The sequence below is a fragment of the Serratia ficaria genome (assembly GCF_900187015.1).
In the GTDB taxonomy this organism is placed as follows: Bacteria; Pseudomonadota; Gammaproteobacteria; order Enterobacterales; family Enterobacteriaceae; genus Serratia; species Serratia ficaria.
In genome coordinates, this window is sequence record NZ_LT906479.1 from 2,794,856 (window position 1) to 2,809,659 (window position 14,804).

At 61.6% G+C, this 14,804-nt stretch carries 12 protein-coding genes; 7 read left to right on the plus strand and 5 right to left on the minus strand.

Annotation, left to right across the window (positions count from 1 at the left end; genetic code table 11):
- From nifJ to CKW09_RS13215, 3 genes are all read left to right on the plus strand, one after another.
- Nucleotides 1–3,534 (plus strand): pyruvate:ferredoxin (flavodoxin) oxidoreductase, encoded by a 3,534-nt coding sequence (gene nifJ, locus CKW09_RS13205; RefSeq protein ID WP_095097728.1) that lies wholly within the window; start codon nucleotides 1–3, stop codon nucleotides 3,532–3,534.
- A gap of 264 nt (nucleotides 3,535–3,798) precedes the next feature.
- Nucleotides 3,799–4,737 carry a tRNA 2-thiocytidine(32) synthetase TtcA gene (gene ttcA / locus CKW09_RS13210; protein ID WP_095097731.1) on the plus strand — a complete coding sequence of 313 codons (939 nt, stop codon included), beginning with the start codon at nucleotides 3,799–3,801 and terminating at the stop codon, nucleotides 4,735–4,737.
- A 141-nt stretch (nucleotides 4,738–4,878) separates the two neighbouring features.
- Nucleotides 4,879–5,277 carry a VOC family protein gene (locus CKW09_RS13215; RefSeq protein ID WP_061795152.1) on the plus strand — a complete coding sequence of 133 codons (399 nt, stop codon included), beginning with the start codon at nucleotides 4,879–4,881 and terminating at the stop codon, nucleotides 5,275–5,277.
- Between the two features lie 211 nt (nucleotides 5,278–5,488).
- On the opposite strand, the gene zntB is transcribed toward CKW09_RS13215, so the two are convergent.
- Nucleotides 5,489–6,472, minus strand: coding sequence for a zinc transporter ZntB (gene zntB / locus CKW09_RS13220; protein WP_095097735.1), 984 nt, complete (start codon nucleotides 6,470–6,472; stop codon nucleotides 5,489–5,491).
- A 137-nt stretch (nucleotides 6,473–6,609) separates the two neighbouring features.
- Between zntB and CKW09_RS13225 the strand changes: the two genes are divergently transcribed.
- Both CKW09_RS13225 and CKW09_RS13230 read left to right on the plus strand, forming a co-directional pair.
- Complete coding sequence (locus CKW09_RS13225) at nucleotides 6,610–7,677, plus strand: hypothetical protein (RefSeq protein ID WP_095097738.1); 1,068 nt, start codon at nucleotides 6,610–6,612, stop codon at nucleotides 7,675–7,677.
- Nucleotides 7,678–7,871: 194 nt separating this feature from the next.
- Nucleotides 7,872–8,120 (plus strand): hypothetical protein, encoded by a 249-nt coding sequence (locus CKW09_RS13230; RefSeq protein ID WP_061795149.1) that lies wholly within the window; start codon nucleotides 7,872–7,874, stop codon nucleotides 8,118–8,120.
- 156 nt (nucleotides 8,121–8,276) lie between these two features.
- Here the strand turns inward: CKW09_RS13230 and CKW09_RS13235 are convergent, their stop codons facing one another.
- Both CKW09_RS13235 and CKW09_RS13240 read right to left on the minus strand, forming a co-directional pair.
- On the minus strand, nucleotides 8,277–9,911 hold the full coding sequence (locus CKW09_RS13235; RefSeq protein ID WP_061795148.1) for a peptide ABC transporter substrate-binding protein: 1,635 nt from the start codon (nucleotides 9,909–9,911) through the stop codon (nucleotides 8,277–8,279).
- Between the two features lie 158 nt (nucleotides 9,912–10,069).
- On the minus strand, nucleotides 10,070–10,420 hold the full coding sequence (locus CKW09_RS13240) for a hypothetical protein (protein ID WP_061795147.1): 351 nt from the start codon (nucleotides 10,418–10,420) through the stop codon (nucleotides 10,070–10,072).
- 208 nt (nucleotides 10,421–10,628) lie between these two features.
- Here CKW09_RS13240 and mpaA point away from each other — a divergent pair, with 208 nt between their 5' ends.
- The gene (gene mpaA / locus CKW09_RS13245; RefSeq protein WP_061795146.1) at nucleotides 10,629–11,336 is read left to right on the plus strand and encodes a murein tripeptide amidase MpaA; all 708 of its coding nucleotides are present in this window, start codon (nucleotides 10,629–10,631) and stop codon (nucleotides 11,334–11,336) included.
- Here mpaA and ycjG read toward each other — a convergent pair.
- On the minus strand, nucleotides 11,333–12,313 hold the full coding sequence (gene ycjG, locus CKW09_RS13250; RefSeq protein WP_095097741.1) for an L-Ala-D/L-Glu epimerase: 981 nt from the start codon (nucleotides 12,311–12,313) through the stop codon (nucleotides 11,333–11,335). The two genes, mpaA and ycjG, sit on opposite strands and share 4 nt — an antisense overlap.
- 223 nt (nucleotides 12,314–12,536) lie before the next feature.
- Here ycjG and tpx point away from each other — a divergent pair, with 223 nt between their 5' ends.
- Nucleotides 12,537–13,040, plus strand: a complete 504-nt coding sequence (tpx, locus tag CKW09_RS13255) for a thiol peroxidase (RefSeq protein ID WP_095097744.1) — start codon at nucleotides 12,537–12,539, stop codon at nucleotides 13,038–13,040.
- 59 nt (nucleotides 13,041–13,099) lie between these two features.
- Here tpx and tyrR read toward each other — a convergent pair whose 3' ends face one another.
- The gene (gene tyrR, locus CKW09_RS13260; RefSeq protein WP_061795143.1) at nucleotides 13,100–14,671 is read right to left on the minus strand and encodes a transcriptional regulator TyrR; all 1,572 of its coding nucleotides are present in this window, start codon (nucleotides 14,669–14,671) and stop codon (nucleotides 13,100–13,102) included.
- Nucleotides 14,672–14,804 lie beyond the last annotated feature (133 nt).

Here is a 14,804-nt window from a genome sequence, read left to right on the forward strand (position 1 = left end):
ATGATTACTACAGATGGTAATAATGCAGTCGCTTCCGTGGCCTACCGCACCAACGAAGTGATTGCCATCTACCCTATCACCCCCAGCTCCACCATGGCGGAACAGGCGGATTCCTGGTCGGGCGACGGCCGGCAGAATATTTGGGGCGACGTACCGCGCGTGGTCGAAATGCAGTCGGAGGGCGGCGCCATCGCCACCGTGCACGGCGCCTTGCAAACCGGCGCGCTTTCCACCTCGTTCACCTCGTCGCAGGGTCTGCTGTTGATGATCCCGACGCTGTACAAACTGGCCGGCGAGTTGACACCCTTCGTGCTGCACGTCGCCGCGCGCACCGTGGCCACCCACGCGCTGTCGATCTTCGGCGACCATTCGGACGTGATGGCGGTGCGCCAGACCGGCTGCGCCATGCTGTGCGCCAGCAACGTGCAGGAAGCGCAGGATTTCGCGCTGATTGCCCAAACCGCCAGCCTCAACAGCCGCCTGCCGTTTATTCACTTCTTCGACGGTTTCCGCACCTCGCATGAAATCAACAAGATAGTGCCGCTGAGCGACGATTCGCTGCGCCAGATGCTGCCGCAGGCGGCGATCGATGCGCACCGCAGCCGGGCGCTGTCGCCGGATCATCCGGTGGTGCGCGGCACCTCCGCCAATCCGGACACCTATTTCCAGTCGCGTGAAGCCACTAACCCGTGGTACGACGACGGCGAGCGGCACGTCGTCGACGCGATGGACAAATTCGCCCGAATCACCGGGCGCGCCTACCGGCCCTTTGAGTATTACGGCCATCCGCAGGCCGATCGCGTGGCGATCCTGATGGGATCCGCCATCGGCACCTGCGAAGAAGCGGTCGATGTCCTGCTGAGCCGCGGCGAAAAGGTCGGCGTGCTGAAGGTGCGTCTGTTCCGGCCGTTCTCCGCCCGGCATCTGCTCGGCGTGCTGCCGGAAAGCGTGCGCAACGTCGCGGTGCTGGATCGCACCAAGGAGCCGGGCGCGCTGGCCGAGCCGCTGTATCTCGACGTGATGACCGCGCTGGCGGAAGCCTTCAGCCGCGGCGAGCGCGCCAGCCTGCCGAGGGTGATTGGCGGCCGCTACGGGCTGTCGTCGAAAGAGTTCGGGCCGGACTGCGCGCTGGCGGTGTTCCGCGAGCTGGCGCAGCCCCAGCCGCGGCCGCGCTTCACCGTCGGCATCTTCGACGATGTCAGCGGCCTGTCGCTGCCGCTGAGCGACGAAACCCTGCCGCCGCGCGCCTCGCTGGAGGCGCTGTTCTATGGGCTGGGCAGCGACGGCTCGGTGTCCGCCACCAAAAACAATATCAAAATCATCGGCAACGGTACCCCGCTGTATGCCCAGGGGTATTTCGTCTACGACTCGAAAAAGGCCGGCGGCCTGACGGTTTCACACCTGCGCGTAAGCGAGCAGCCGATCAACTCGGCCTACCTGGTCAGCCACGCCGACTTCGTTGGCTGCCACCAGCTGCAGTTTATCGATAAATACCAGATGGTTGAGCGCCTGAAGCCCGGCGGCATCTTCCTGCTCAATACCCCTTACGGCGCCGAAGAGGCGTGGTCGCGGCTGCCGCAGGAGGTGCAGGCCCTGCTGAACCAGCGCCAGGCGCGCTTCTATATCATCAACGCCGCCAGGCTGGCGCGCGAATGCCAGCTCGGCGCGCGCATCAACACCGTCATGCAGATGGCGTTCTTCCACCTGACGCAGATCCTGCCGAGCGAGGTGGCGCTGCAGCAGCTGCAGGACGCCATTTCCCGCAGTTACAGCAGCAAAGGCCAGGAGATCGTCGAGCGCAACTGGCAGGCGCTGGGCGCCACCCGCAGCGCATTGGTCGAGATCCCGCGGCGGCCGGTCGACGCCGCCAGCCCGATGCGCCCGCCGGTGGTTTCCGACGCCGCGCCGGACTTCGTCAAGACCGTCACCGCCGCGATGCTGGCCGGGCTGGGCGATGCCCTGCCGGTTTCCGCCTTCCCGCCGGACGGCACCTGGCCGGTCGGCACCACCCAGTGGGAAAAACGCAATATCGCCGAACAGATCCCCATCTGGCGGCCGGATCTGTGCACCCAATGCAACCACTGCGTCGCCGCCTGCCCGCACTCCGCCATTCGCGCCAAGGTGGTGCCGCCCGGGGCGATGGAACAGGCGCCGGCTTCGCTGCAGTCGCTGGACGTGAAGGCGCGCGACATGCGCGGCCAGAAATATGTGCTGCAGGTGGCGCCGGAAGACTGCACCGGCTGTAACCTGTGCGTAGAGGTCTGCCCGGCGAAAGATCGTCAGAACCCGGAAATCAAGGCGATCAATATGGCCTCGCGCCTCGATAATCTGGACGCGGAAAAAGCGCATTACGACTTCTTCCTGCAGCTGCCGGAGATCGACCCGGCGCAGATGGAGCGCATCGACATCCGCACCTCGCAGCTGATCACCCCGCTGTTCGAATACTCCGGCGCCTGCTCCGGCTGCGGCGAAACGCCGTATATCAAACTGCTGACCCAGCTGTACGGCGATCGGCTGCTGATCGCCAACGCCACCGGCTGTTCGTCGATCTACGGCGGCAACCTGCCGACCACCCCGTACACCACCAATGCCGAAGGCCGCGGGCCGGCCTGGGCCAACTCGCTGTTCGAAGATAACGCCGAATTCGGGCTGGGCTTCCGCCTGACGGTCGACCAGCACCGCATCCGGGTGCTGCGCCTGCTGAACACCCTGGCGCCGCAGCTGCCAGAACAGCTGGTCAATGCGCTGCAGATGACCGACATCGCGCCGGAGCCGCGCCGCCAACAGATAGCCGAACTGCGCACGCGGCTGGCGCTGCTGGACGGCGACGACGCGCGCCAGCTGGCGACCGACGCCGATTATCTGGTGGATAAATCCATTTGGCTGATCGGCGGAGACGGCTGGGCCTATGACATCGGCTTCGGCGGGCTGGACCATGTGCTCAGCCTGACCGAAAACGTCAACGTGCTGGTGCTCGATACCCAGTGCTACTCCAATACCGGCGGCCAGCAGTCGAAGGCCACCCCGCTCGGTGCGGTCACCAAGTTCGGCGAGCACGGCAAGCGCAAGGCGCGCAAGGACTTGGGGGTCAGCATGATGATGTACGGCCACATCTACGTCGCCCAAATTTCACTGGGCGCGCAGCTCAACCAGACGGTGAAGGCGATTCAGGAGGCGGAAGCCTATCCGGGGCCGTCGCTGATCATCGCCTACAGCCCCTGCGAGGAGCACGGTTACGATCTGGCGCTCAGCCACGATCAGATGAAACAGTTGACCGCCACCGGCTTCTGGCCGCTGTACCGCTTCGATCCGCGCCGCAGCGCCGAAGGCAAGGTGGCGCTGGCGCTGGATTCACGGCCGCCGAACAGCGACCTGACCGAAACCCTGCTCAAGGAACAGCGCTTCCGCCGGCTGAACTCGCAGCAGCCGGAGGTGGCCAGCGCGCTGTATCGGGCCGCCGAGCGGGAGCTGAAGGAGAAGTACGATTTCCTCAGCCTGCTGGCCGGCAAGGCGGATAACTCCTCCGCCGAGTAACCTCGGGGGCGCGAGCGATTCGCGCCCCGCTGTCATATTTGCCGGCGCAATCTTGGGCTATTTGGCTTTTCAGCCGCAGACGTCGGCAAATCGGCGATAAAACGACTGGCATTCGGCCGCACAATCCGTACCATACAGGCCTCGCTTAGGGCGCGTGGAGGCACGATGATGAATAATGATCAAATCAGCCTGTTGAATGTTAAACTCGCTATCTAAAATGCCATGCCCCCATAGTGCCCCCAATTGAGAATGAGCACGATTTAAATGTCAGAAAAGCAAACCGTTAGCCAAAAAGAGCAGTACAACCTCAACAAGCTGCAGAAACGCCTGCGCCGCAACGTGGGCGAAGCGATCGCCGATTTCAATATGATTGAGGAAGGCGACCGCATCATGGTCTGCCTGTCCGGCGGCAAAGACAGCTACACCATGCTGGAAATTCTGCGCAATCTGCAGCAGAGCGCGCCGGTGAACTTCTCGCTGGTGGCGGTGAACCTCGATCAGAAACAGCCCGGTTTCCCGGAGCATATCCTGCCCGCCTATTTGGAAAAACTCGGGGTGGAATACAAAATCGTCGAGGAAAACACCTACAGCATCGTCAAGGACAAGATCCCGGAAGGCAAAACCACCTGCTCCCTGTGTTCACGCCTGCGCCGCGGCATTCTCTACCGCACCGCCACCGAACTGGGCGCCACCAAGATAGCCCTGGGCCATCACCGCGACGACATCCTGCAGACGCTGTTCCTCAATATGTTCTACGGCGGCAAACTGAAGGGCATGCCGCCGAAGCTGATGAGCGACGACGGCAAACACGTGGTGATCCGCCCGCTGGCCTATTGCCGCGAGAAAGATATCGAACGTTTCTCGACCGCTAAAGCCTTCCCGATCATTCCGTGCAACCTGTGCGGCTCGCAGCCCAACCTGCAGCGCCAGGTGATCGGCGACATGCTGCGCGATTGGGACAAGCGCTATCCAGGGCGCCTGGAGACCATGTTCAGCGCGATGCAGAACGTGGTTCCTTCACACCTTAGCGATATCAACCTGTTTGATTTCAAAGGCATTCACCACGGCAGCGAGGTGGTAGACGGCGGCGACCTGGCGTTTGATCGCGAAGAGCTCCCGCTGCAGCCGGTGGGCTGGGAGCCGGAAGAGACGGACGACGCCGCACCGGCGCTGGAACGTTTGAACGTGCTCGAAATCAAATAATCCCCTGCCGCCCGCAACCCTGCGGGCGGTTGCTTTTCCTTGTCGCCAAGGTCGATCCCGCTCACAATCTGCGCAAAATTCCATGGATGATGCCATTTTCCCGATATACTGTTTATTTGTACAGTTACGCGGAGATTGCCCATGAACATTACCCCTTGCCTGTCCCACGTTTCGCTAGGAACCAATAATTTTGACGCCGCCGCGGTATTTTATGACCGCACGCTGGCCGCCCTGGGCTGCCGCCGGGTGCTCGAACACCCCGGCGCCATCGGCTATGGCCGCGATTACCCGGAGTTTTGGCTGCAGCTGCCGAACGACGCTCAACCCGCTTCGGTCGGCAACGGCGTGCACGTCGGCTTTTTCGCCACCAGCAAACAGCAGGTTGACGAGTTCCATCGCCAGGCGCTGCTGGCCGGCGCGGTCGACGAAGGCGCGCCGGGTTCGCGGCCGCACTATGGCGAAGCCTACTACGGCTGTTTCGTACGGGATTTGGATGGGCACAAGATCGAAGCCAGCTTCTGGGATGAAAGCGCGGCCTGAGAAACGGCAGACAAAAAAATGCCGGTGATTAAACCGGCATTGTACGAATCAAATGTGCTATGCAGTAATTCAAAAATAAGAAAGTAAGACAATTATGGAGCGCAACGCCCATCGCTTGACGTTGCATTCACCTGCGAGAGAGATCATGCCCCATTTCAGCCGGCTAAATGTTGATATCGCTCAATGTTAGCCGGGTTTTCCGTATTTTTGGCTACAGCCAGCGGCTGCGTCTCAGCCACCAGGCCACGCCGAGCACCAGCCCGGTCAGCATCAGGCAAAATGCGGCAAAGCCGAAGGGGTTGCCGCCGCCGGGGATGCCGCCGAGGTTGACCCCAAACAGCCCGGTCAAAAAGGTGGTGGGCAGGAACACCATCGCCAGCAGCGACATGGTGTAAGTACGGCGGTTCATGGCGTCGGCCATCACCGTGGTGATTTCATCCGACAAGATCGCCGTGCGCGCGATGCTGCCGTCCAAATCGTCCAGGCCGCGGCCTAATCGATCGGCGATGTCCTGCATGCGGCGGCGGTCGTCGTCGCTCATCCACGGCAGGCGATCGCTGGCCAGGCGCGAGAAAACGTCGCGCTGGGGCGCCATGTAGCGGCGCAGCACGATCAGCTGTTTGCGGATCAGCGCCAGCTGGCCGCGCTCGGGAATTTGCTGCTCGAGCAGCGCATCTTCAAGATCGATAATCTTGTCGTGCAAATCTTCGATAAACTCGCTGGTGTGATCGGTCAGCGCATCGGAAATTTCCACCAGCCAGTTGCCGCTGTTGGTCGGGCCGCTGCCGCTTTGCAAATCGTTCACCACCTGATCGATGGAGTACACCTTGCGGTGGCGGGTGGAGACGATCAGCTTGTCGGTGATGTACACGCGGATGGTCACCAGCTGATCCGGGCGGGAATCGGCGTTGAAGTTAATGCTGCGCAGCGTGATCATGGTGCCTTCGCCCAGCCGGCTAACGCGCGGCCGCGAGCTTTCGCCGGACAACGCCTCGCGCACCGCATCCGGCAACAGCGGCGTGCTGTTCAGCCAGGCGGCGCTGCCGGGATGGGCATAGTCCAAATGCAGCCAACACGGCTCATCGCAGGTGACCTTATCATCATAATCAATCGCGGTGACCCCGCCCTTGCCGTCCAATTGATAAGCATATACCGCGTCAGGAACCTGTAACTCGCGCCCCTCGATGACTTCCATTCATTATCCCCTTCGTCTTTCTGTACTCCTGAGTCTAGCGTTAATGCTTTGCGAATCAAAGATGACAGCCGTTTCAACATTCAAGCGCCGGTTATGCGCTAAGATGGAGGCATCTTCCCTTCGCCTGGCCGTTCGATATGAAATTTCTGGCGTTCTGTTATGTGCTGGCGCTTTGCCTGTTGCCGCTGCGCGCTGCGCAGGCCGCCGATAATTCCCTGGCCGCGATCGCCGACGCCTACCGAATTCCGCTGGATAACGCGGCGGGCAGCCTGTCTTATTTCGTTGCAAAATCGCCGCCGTCCGGCCCGCGCTCGGCTCTGGTGGTGCTGCACGGCCACCCGCGGGACGCGGGAAAAACGCTGGCCGCGGCGATCCGCGCCGCACGGCTCGCCGACCGGGCCTCGACCACCCTGCTGGTCGCCCCGCTGTTTCAGGTGCCCGAGGCGCAATCCGCCCATTGCCGTTCGGCCGGCGTACCGCCGCCGCAAAGCGGCGATGCCCTGTGGCGCTGCGGCTCCTGGATCGCGGGCGGTTTGGATAACGGCGGGAAAACCGGCTCCTTCGCCGCGCTCGATCGCCTGATTGCCGAGCTGAAGCAACGCTGGCCGTCGCTGCAAACCGTGACCGTGGCGGGATTCTCCGCCGGCGCCCAGTTCGTGCAGCACTACATCGGCTTCGCCAATCCGCCGAACGGATTGCGGCTGCGTTACGTGGTGGCCGATCCGGGCAGCTGGCTGTATTTCGATCGCCTGCGGCCGCAGCCGTTGCGGCACGGGCGCCCCGTCGGCTGGGACCGCTGTCGCCGCGAAGGAGATTGCCGTTTCCGCTGGCGGGCCGCAGACGTGGGCCAATGTCCGCAGGCCAACCGTTGGAAATATGGCCTTGAGGCGCTGCCCCGCACGCTGAATGGCGACGCCGTACGCCAACGCTATGCCGCCGCCGACGTGAGTTACCTGGAAGCGGAACGGGACCGCGGCAACGCGCCGGGCAGCTTCTACCCGATACTCGACAAATCCTGCACCGCGCGGCTGCAAGGCCCCTACCGCCTGCAACGCGGCCTGGCCTACGCCGACTATGACCGCCGCTTTATTGCGCCGGACAAAAACCGCCGGTTGCAGAGGGTACCCGGCTGCGCGCACAGCGTGTCCTGCGTATTTCCTTCCGCGGTGGCGCGCCGAACGTTATTTTCTATCAGCGCAGACTAATAATAACGGCGATGCAATAAACCGCCGCCGATAAATGCAGCGATAACGGAAATAAACCGCTGGCAATGGTTTTATTATTATGACTTAACATATTGCCAGCAATTTTAATTCAAAATGATGATAATAAAGTAACACAAAGCTGTTTCAGCTCAAATTTCATGGGCATATACTTTCCTCACTACGAGGAGGTAGTTATGTTACGCGACCATTTAAAATTAAACGACAGCGATACGCTGGAGAAAATCGGCAGCATTCATTTGCAAAATCAGGGCCAGGAAGAAATCAGCGAATTTGTGGTGAAAAACGCCGCCGGCGCGCAGGTCGGCAAAGTCTCGGTGCACGATCACCTGAGCACCCGCCGCTCCTACCCGACCAGCTACCGCATCACCCAGACCGATATGGCGGGCCGCGTGGTGGTCGACGCCATGCGGGATAGCTTATAACGCAGAATTAATCCCCAACCGAAAAATATAATTGATGATGGCAACCCTGTTTTTAATTAACGGGGTTTTTCGCGTTAATTAAATAAACCTGATGCCGACGCCGGCTCAATAAAAATAAAGGCCCCACGCAGGCGGGGCCGAATTTACGGCCTGATGCTAGTGTTTGATAATATACATCGTCTGGCTGTAAGCGACGTCTTCCGGGTTAGTGATCGGGTAGCCTTTCACCCACGGCTTGATTAATCGCCCGTTGGTATATTGGTAGATTGGCGCGATCGGCGCCTGCGCCGCGATAATCTGCTCCAGCCTGTTGTAGTCGGCGGTCAGCGCGGCGGGATGAGTCTCGTGGCCGGCCTGCTCCAGCAGCTTATCGTAATTCGCATCCTTGAACTTGGCGATGTTGCCGCTGTGGGTCGAGGTCAGCAGCGACAGGAAGGTCGAGGCTTCGTTGTAGTCGCCGACCCAGGAGGCGCGCACCACGTCGAAGTTGCCGGTATTGCGGCTGTCGATGTAGGTCTTCCACTCCTGATTTTGCAGTTTGACGTCGACGCCCAGCTTTTTCTTCCACATCGAGGCCACGGCGATGGCTATCTTCTGGTGGCTTTCCGAGGTGTTGTACAGCAGGGTCAGTTTCAGCGGCTTGTTCGGGCCATAGCCGGCCGCCTGCAGCAACGCCTTGGCCTGCGCATCCAGCTCGGCCTGCGATTGCTGCTGCAACAGGCTCTGCTCCGGCTTGAACCCGGCGGTCACGTCCGGCGTAAAGTGATAGGCCGGTTTTTCGCCGGTGCCCAGCACCTTTTCGGCGATGATCTTGCGATCGATGGCGTAAGACAGCGCCTGGCGCACCCGCACGTCATTGGTCGGCGCGCGCTGGGTGTTGAAGGCGTAATAATAGGTACCGAGTTGATCCGGGGTATACACCTGGCCCGGAATGTCTTTCAGCAGCTTTCGGTACATGTTTTTCGGGAAGGATTCGGTGATGTCGATATCCCCCGCCAGATAACGCTTGGTGGCGTTGGATTCCTGGTTGATCGGCACGAAGGTGACCTTGGTCAGCACCGTGTGCGCATGGTCCCAATAGTGTTCGTTAGGCGTCAGCACCAGCTTCTCGTTCACCACCCGGTCTTGCAGTTTGAACGCGCCGTTGCCGACGATATTGCCGACCTTGGTCCAGTCGTTGCCGAATTTCTCCACCACCGCCCGGTTGACCGGGAACAGGCTGAAGTTGGCGGTCAGGCTGACGAAGTACGGCACCGGCTTGTCCAGCTGCACCTGCAATGTATAGTCGTCCGGCGCCGTCACGCCCAGTTTGTCGGCCGGCAGCTTGCCGCTGATGATCTGTTCGGCGTTCTTGATGCCCGCCAGCTGAGCGAACCAGGCGAACGGCGACAGGTTCTTGGGCTCCACCAGCCGCTGCCAGCTGTAGACGAAATCCTTGGCGGTGAGCGGATCGCCGTTTGACCAGCGCGCATCTTTGCGCAGGTGGAAAATGTAGGTTTGGTTATCGTTGGTCTGCCAGCGGGTGGCGACGCCGGGGATCACTTTGCCATTGGCGTCCTGATTGACCAGCCCTTCAAACAGGTCGCGCGCCAGTTGGGCCTCCGGCAGGCCGACCGCCTTGATCGGATCGAGCGAGGCAGGCTCGTCCTTGATGTGACGCACGATCTCCTGCTGGTCCGCCAGCGCGGTGCCCGGGGGAACCTGCGCCGCCATCGCGCTGCTCAGGCACGCGCCGATCGCCGCGGCGCAGAGCGCCAAACGAAAACCTCGTTGAATTTTTCTTCCCGTCATTCTGAATTATCCCCCGTTAACCGTCTGAATTTTTTATCATATAGCACAAGATCCCGCTCACCTATAGCCCGCGGTCAACAAGATGCGAAAACTGCGCGCCAGACAATAAAAAACCCGTGCGACCGGGTCGGCACGGGGGTATTCCTGCTCGGCGGCGATCAGTCGTACAGATGAATGCTGTCGATGCGGTAACTGAACTCTTCGCCCTCTTCCTCATCGAAAATGGTGAAGAAGCCTTTCTCCGCCAAAGGTTTGGCGTGGATATCGGTCTGTTGCAGCTGACGCGAATCGGCGTCGTCATAGCCGTAATCGAGATAGAAGGCGTTGTTCTGGTAATCGACGTGCAGGGAAAACGGATAGTTCGACTCATCACCACGCCCGTCGTCATTTTTCACCACGCCGAACCACTCCCCCTGACGGATCTGGTTCTCTGCGTCCACGCCGCACAGCAGCGTGATGGTGTCTTTCTCATTTTCGCTATAGCTGGCAACTATTCTGGCTACTGGCATGTTAAATCCCCTTGCTGGTTATTGGGTTAGCTTCTGCCGTTAGTATAACAACAGCGAAATGCCCGGCGGGGTTTTATTCGCGCTTTCACCGCCGGGCGGCTCACAGATTGCTCAACGGCCGAACAATTGCGCTGGGAAAGATCGGGAAAAGCGTAATACACTGAATAAAATGACAATGACTCTCGACCTTTGAACCAGGGACCACAGCATGACTCAACATCGACCGCGCAGTGAACGTGGCCAATTGGCAGTTGCAGGAGAGAATTACGGCAGTTCGCTGCTGGGGGCGCCGCTGTTGTACTTCCCGGCGGCGGCCAGCGGGCCGGGTACCGGGCTGATCATCGCCGGCACCCACGGCGACGAGAGCGCCGCCATCGTGACTTTGTCCTGCGCGCTGCGCAGCATCGCCCCAAGCCAGCTGCGCCACCACGTGGTGCTGGCGGTGAACCCCGACGGCTGCCAGCTGGGCCTGCGCGCCAACGCCAACGGCGTCGATCTGAACCGCAATTTCCCGGCCGCCAACTGGCGCTCCGGCGATACGGTGTACCGCTGGAACAGCGCGGCGCCGGTGCGCGATGTCAAATTGTCGACCGGCGGCCGCCCCGGATCAGAGCCGGAAACCCAGGCCCTGTGTCACCTGATCCATCGGCTGAAGCCCCAATGGGTGGTCTCTTTCCATGAACCGCTGGCCTGCATCGAAGATCCCGCCAGCTCGCGGCTCGGCGTTTGGCTGTCGCATAAGTTTGCCCTGCCGCTGGTGACCAGCGTCGGTTACGAGACCCCCGGCTCCTTCGGCAGCTGGTGCGCCGATCTGTCGCTGCCGTGCATTACCGCCGAATTTCCGCCGATCTCCGCCGACGCCGCCAGCGAAAGCTATCTCGACGCCATGGTGGAGCTGCTGACCTACCCCGATTAATGCTCCGGGGCGAGATTCAGGATCGCCCCGCACGCAAACGCCAGCCCCGGCTCGACGTCGTCGGCCAGCCAGGTTGGGCCATCCAGATCGACAAAGCGCGCCCCCGGCGCCAGCGGCAACGCCGCGGCGATGGCGCGCGAGGTGCACAGCATGCAGCCGAGCATGATGGCGAACCCCTGCTCACGCGCCTGGGCGGCCAGCGCCAGCGCTTCGGTCAAACCGCCGGTTTTGTCCAGCTTGATGTTGACCATCTGATAACGCCCGGCCAGGCGCGGCAGGTCCGCGCGGGTGTGGCAGCTCTCGTCGGCGCAGATCGGCAGCGGGTGAATGAAATTGTCCAGCGCGTCGTCTTCGCCGGCCGGCAGCGGCTGTTCCAGCATCGCCACGCCGAGATCGGCCAGCAGCTGGCAGCGCGCCGCCAACCCTTCGGCCCGCCAGGACTCGTTGGCGTCGACGATCAACGTCGCCTGCGGCACAGCGGCGCGGATCGCCACCAGCCGTTCGCTGATCAACCGGTCGTCGAGCTTGATCTTCAGCAGCGTCGCGCCCTGCCGCGCCAGCTCGCAGGCGGCGAAGGCCATCGCCTCCGGCGTGCCGATGCTGACGGTTTGCGCCATGCGGATCTGCCGCGGCGCGTCGACGCCGCAGCGCTGCCACAGGCTTTGGCCGTGCAAACGGCACTCCAGATCCCACAGCGCTGAATCCAGCGCGTTGCGGGCGGCGCCCGCCGGCATCAGCGCCAGCAGTTGCTCACGGCCGGCGCCGCGTTCGACGGCCGACGCCGCCTCCGCCAGCTGCGCCATCACCGAAGCTTCGCTTTCGCCGTAGCGGGGATACGGCGTGCATTCCCCGACGCCGCGCACGCCCCGTTGCTCGATTTCGACCACCACCACTCGGGCTTCGGTGCGGCTGCCGCGGGCGATGACGAAGGCGGTATGCAGCGGCCAGGCTTCGGGATAAAAACGCATGCTTCTCATAACGGCTCCTGAGCGAAAATGGCGCATCGGCCAGGCGGATGCGCGGGCGATGTTTTTATAAACAGCCTAATATATACAACTATTTAGCAAACTTTGTATATCCAACCCGCAATTGTTGACATAAACTGGCGCGAGGGTGTGAACCTAATGTTAACCGCGGCCAAAGCGGCCACTTTATTAGGCTCATGCCCTTTGTATAAACACCTGTAAAAGGAATCCAGCAATGACTCAGACAGTACATTTTCAAGGCAATCCGGTCAGCGTAGCGGGCAAACTGCCGCAGCCGGGCGAACGAGCCAACGCCTTCTCGCTGGTGGCCAAAGACCTGTCAGACGTAGCCCTGAGCAGCTTCGCGGGCAAACGCAAAGTCCTGAACATTTTCCCAAGCATCGACACCGGCGTTTGCGCCACCTCAGTACGCACCTTCAACCAGTTGGCCGGCGGCCTGGATAACACCGTGGTGCTGTGCATCTCCGCCGACCTGCCGTTCGCCCAGGCCCGCTTCTGCGGCGCGGAAGGCCTGAGCAACGTGGTGACCCTCTCCACTCTGCGCGGCGCGGACTTCAAGCAGGCCTACGGCGTTGAGATCGCCGAAGGCCCGTTGGCGGGTCTGACCGCGCGCGCCGTGGTGGTGCTGGACGGCCAGGACAACGTGCTGTACAGCGAGCTGGTGAATGAAATCACCACCGAGCCGAACTACGACGCGGCGCTGGCCGCGCTGAAATAAAAAAGGGCCCGGCGCAAGCCGAACCCCGATACCACCAAGGGCGCCGCAAGGCGCCTTTTTTATTCTTCGCCCTCGCCGGCGGCCTTGCGGCTGCTGAGCCCATACTCACGCAGTTTGTTGGCGATGGCGGTATGAGAAACGCCCAGCCGCTTCGCCAGCTTGCGGGTACTCGGGTAGGTGCGATACAGGCGCGTCAGCACCGAACGCTCGAAGCGCTTGCTGATGTCGTCCAGCGAGCCGTCCAGCACCTCGTCGCCCAACGACATCTCCACTTCGAACTCCGGCAGCACGATATCCTGCGGACGCAGTTCGTAGCCTTCGGTCTGGGTCAGCGCGCGGTAGATGGCGTTTTTCAGCTGGCGCACGTTGCCCGGCCAGCCGTATTTGCCGAGGAAGCCGCCCAGATCGTTGGCCAGCTTGGGCCGCGCCACGCCCTGCTCGTCGGCGAAGCGCGCCACGAACAGCTCGGTCAGCGGCATAATGTCCTGCGGGCGCTCGCGCAGCGGCGGAATGGTGATGGTCAGCACGTTGAGGCGATAATAGAGATCTTCGCGGAACTCGCCGCGCTGCACCAGTTCGGTCAGGTTTTTCTGCGTGGCGCAGATCACCCGCACGTCGACGTGCACCTCGTGCTCCTCGCCTACCCGGCGGAAAGTGCCGTCGTTGAGGAAGCGCAACAGCTTGGTCTGCATGCGCGGCGACATTTCGCCAATCTCGTCCAGCAGCACCGAACCGCCGTTGGCCTGTTCGAAGAACCCCTTCTTGCCTTCCAGCGCGTTGGGGTAAGCGCCCGGCGCATGGCCGAACAGTTCGCTTTCCACCACGTCGTCCGGCAGCGCGGCGCAGTTCAGCGCCAGGAACGGCTGCTTGCCGCGCGGGCTGCGCAGGTGGCAGGCGCGCGCCAGAATATCCTTGCCGGTACCGGTGTCGCCGACGATCAACAGCGGCGCGTCGAGCATCGCCAGCTTGCGCGCCTGCTCCAGCACGTGGCGCATCTTGGCGCTGGCGGCGACGATATGGTCGAACTCGGTATCGTCGTTGACCGACAGGTTCTGCAGCTGCCGCCCCATGCGCGCGGTAGACTTCAGCATCACCACCGCGCCCACCGCGGCGTGCTGCTGATTCTCGTCTTCCAGATAAATCGGCGTGATGTCCATCAGGAAGTCCTGACTGCGGATCACCACCCGTTCGGAGTGCGGAGCGGTGCGCTCGCTTTCCAGCCAGCGGCTGAAGTTATAGCCGCCGATCAAGGCGCCGGCGGTCTGATTGCGGATCTTGTCCTCGCTCAGGCTGAACAGCGCCTGGGCCGCCGGGTTGGCCAGCTCGACCTTGCCTTTCATGTCGATCGAGAACACCGGTTCCGGCATCGATTCCAGCAGCGCGCGCAGGGCGCGGTGCTCGCGTTCGGACGGCATGAAGTTGACGGTGCGCACGTCGGTAACGCCGGCGATGCGACGGATCTCCGCCATCAGCGCGCGGAAAGTGTCAAAATCCAGCTGGGAGAAATTGAGGTAAATGCGGCCGATGGGATCGATTTCGATGCCCCGTAAATCAATGCTGCGCGATACCAAAAGATCGAGTAATTCTCGAGTGAGACCGAGCCGGTCTTCGCAAAATACTTCCAAACGCATCAGTATTGGCCTTATCTCTGCAAGTGCGGGGATGACTGGCGATGATGATACTCCCTCACCCCGAGCGGTAGAAGCAATCTGTCAGCAAAAGTTGACAGAACTCTGATTTATTAGCGCCGTTGTCGATTTTAAA

Coding starts and splice junctions, on each gene's coding strand:
- tpx (WP_095097744.1), top strand. CDS start 12,537: ATGACTCAGACAGTACATTTTCAAGGCAATCCGGTCAGCGTAGCGGGC.
- mpaA (WP_061795146.1), top strand. CDS start 10,629: ATGACTCAACATCGACCGCGCAGTGAACGTGGCCAATTGGCAGTTGCA.
- CKW09_RS13240 (WP_061795147.1), bottom strand. CDS start 10,420: ATGCCAGTAGCCAGAATAGTTGCCAGCTATAGCGAAAATGAGAAAGAC.
- zntB (WP_095097735.1), bottom strand. CDS start 6,472: ATGGAAGTCATCGAGGGGCGCGAGTTACAGGTTCCTGACGCGGTATAT.
- CKW09_RS13235 (WP_061795148.1), bottom strand. CDS start 9,911: ATGACGGGAAGAAAAATTCAACGAGGTTTTCGTTTGGCGCTCTGCGCC.
- ycjG (WP_095097741.1), bottom strand. CDS start 12,313: ATGAGAAGCATGCGTTTTTATCCCGAAGCCTGGCCGCTGCATACCGCC.
- tyrR (WP_061795143.1), bottom strand. CDS start 14,671: ATGCGTTTGGAAGTATTTTGCGAAGACCGGCTCGGTCTCACTCGAGAA.
- nifJ (WP_095097728.1), top strand. CDS start 1: ATGATTACTACAGATGGTAATAATGCAGTCGCTTCCGTGGCCTACCGC.
- CKW09_RS13230 (WP_061795149.1), top strand. CDS start 7,872: ATGTTACGCGACCATTTAAAATTAAACGACAGCGATACGCTGGAGAAA.
- ttcA (WP_095097731.1), top strand. CDS start 3,799: ATGTCAGAAAAGCAAACCGTTAGCCAAAAAGAGCAGTACAACCTCAAC.
- CKW09_RS13225 (WP_095097738.1), top strand. CDS start 6,610: ATGAAATTTCTGGCGTTCTGTTATGTGCTGGCGCTTTGCCTGTTGCCG.
- CKW09_RS13215 (WP_061795152.1), top strand. CDS start 4,879: ATGAACATTACCCCTTGCCTGTCCCACGTTTCGCTAGGAACCAATAAT.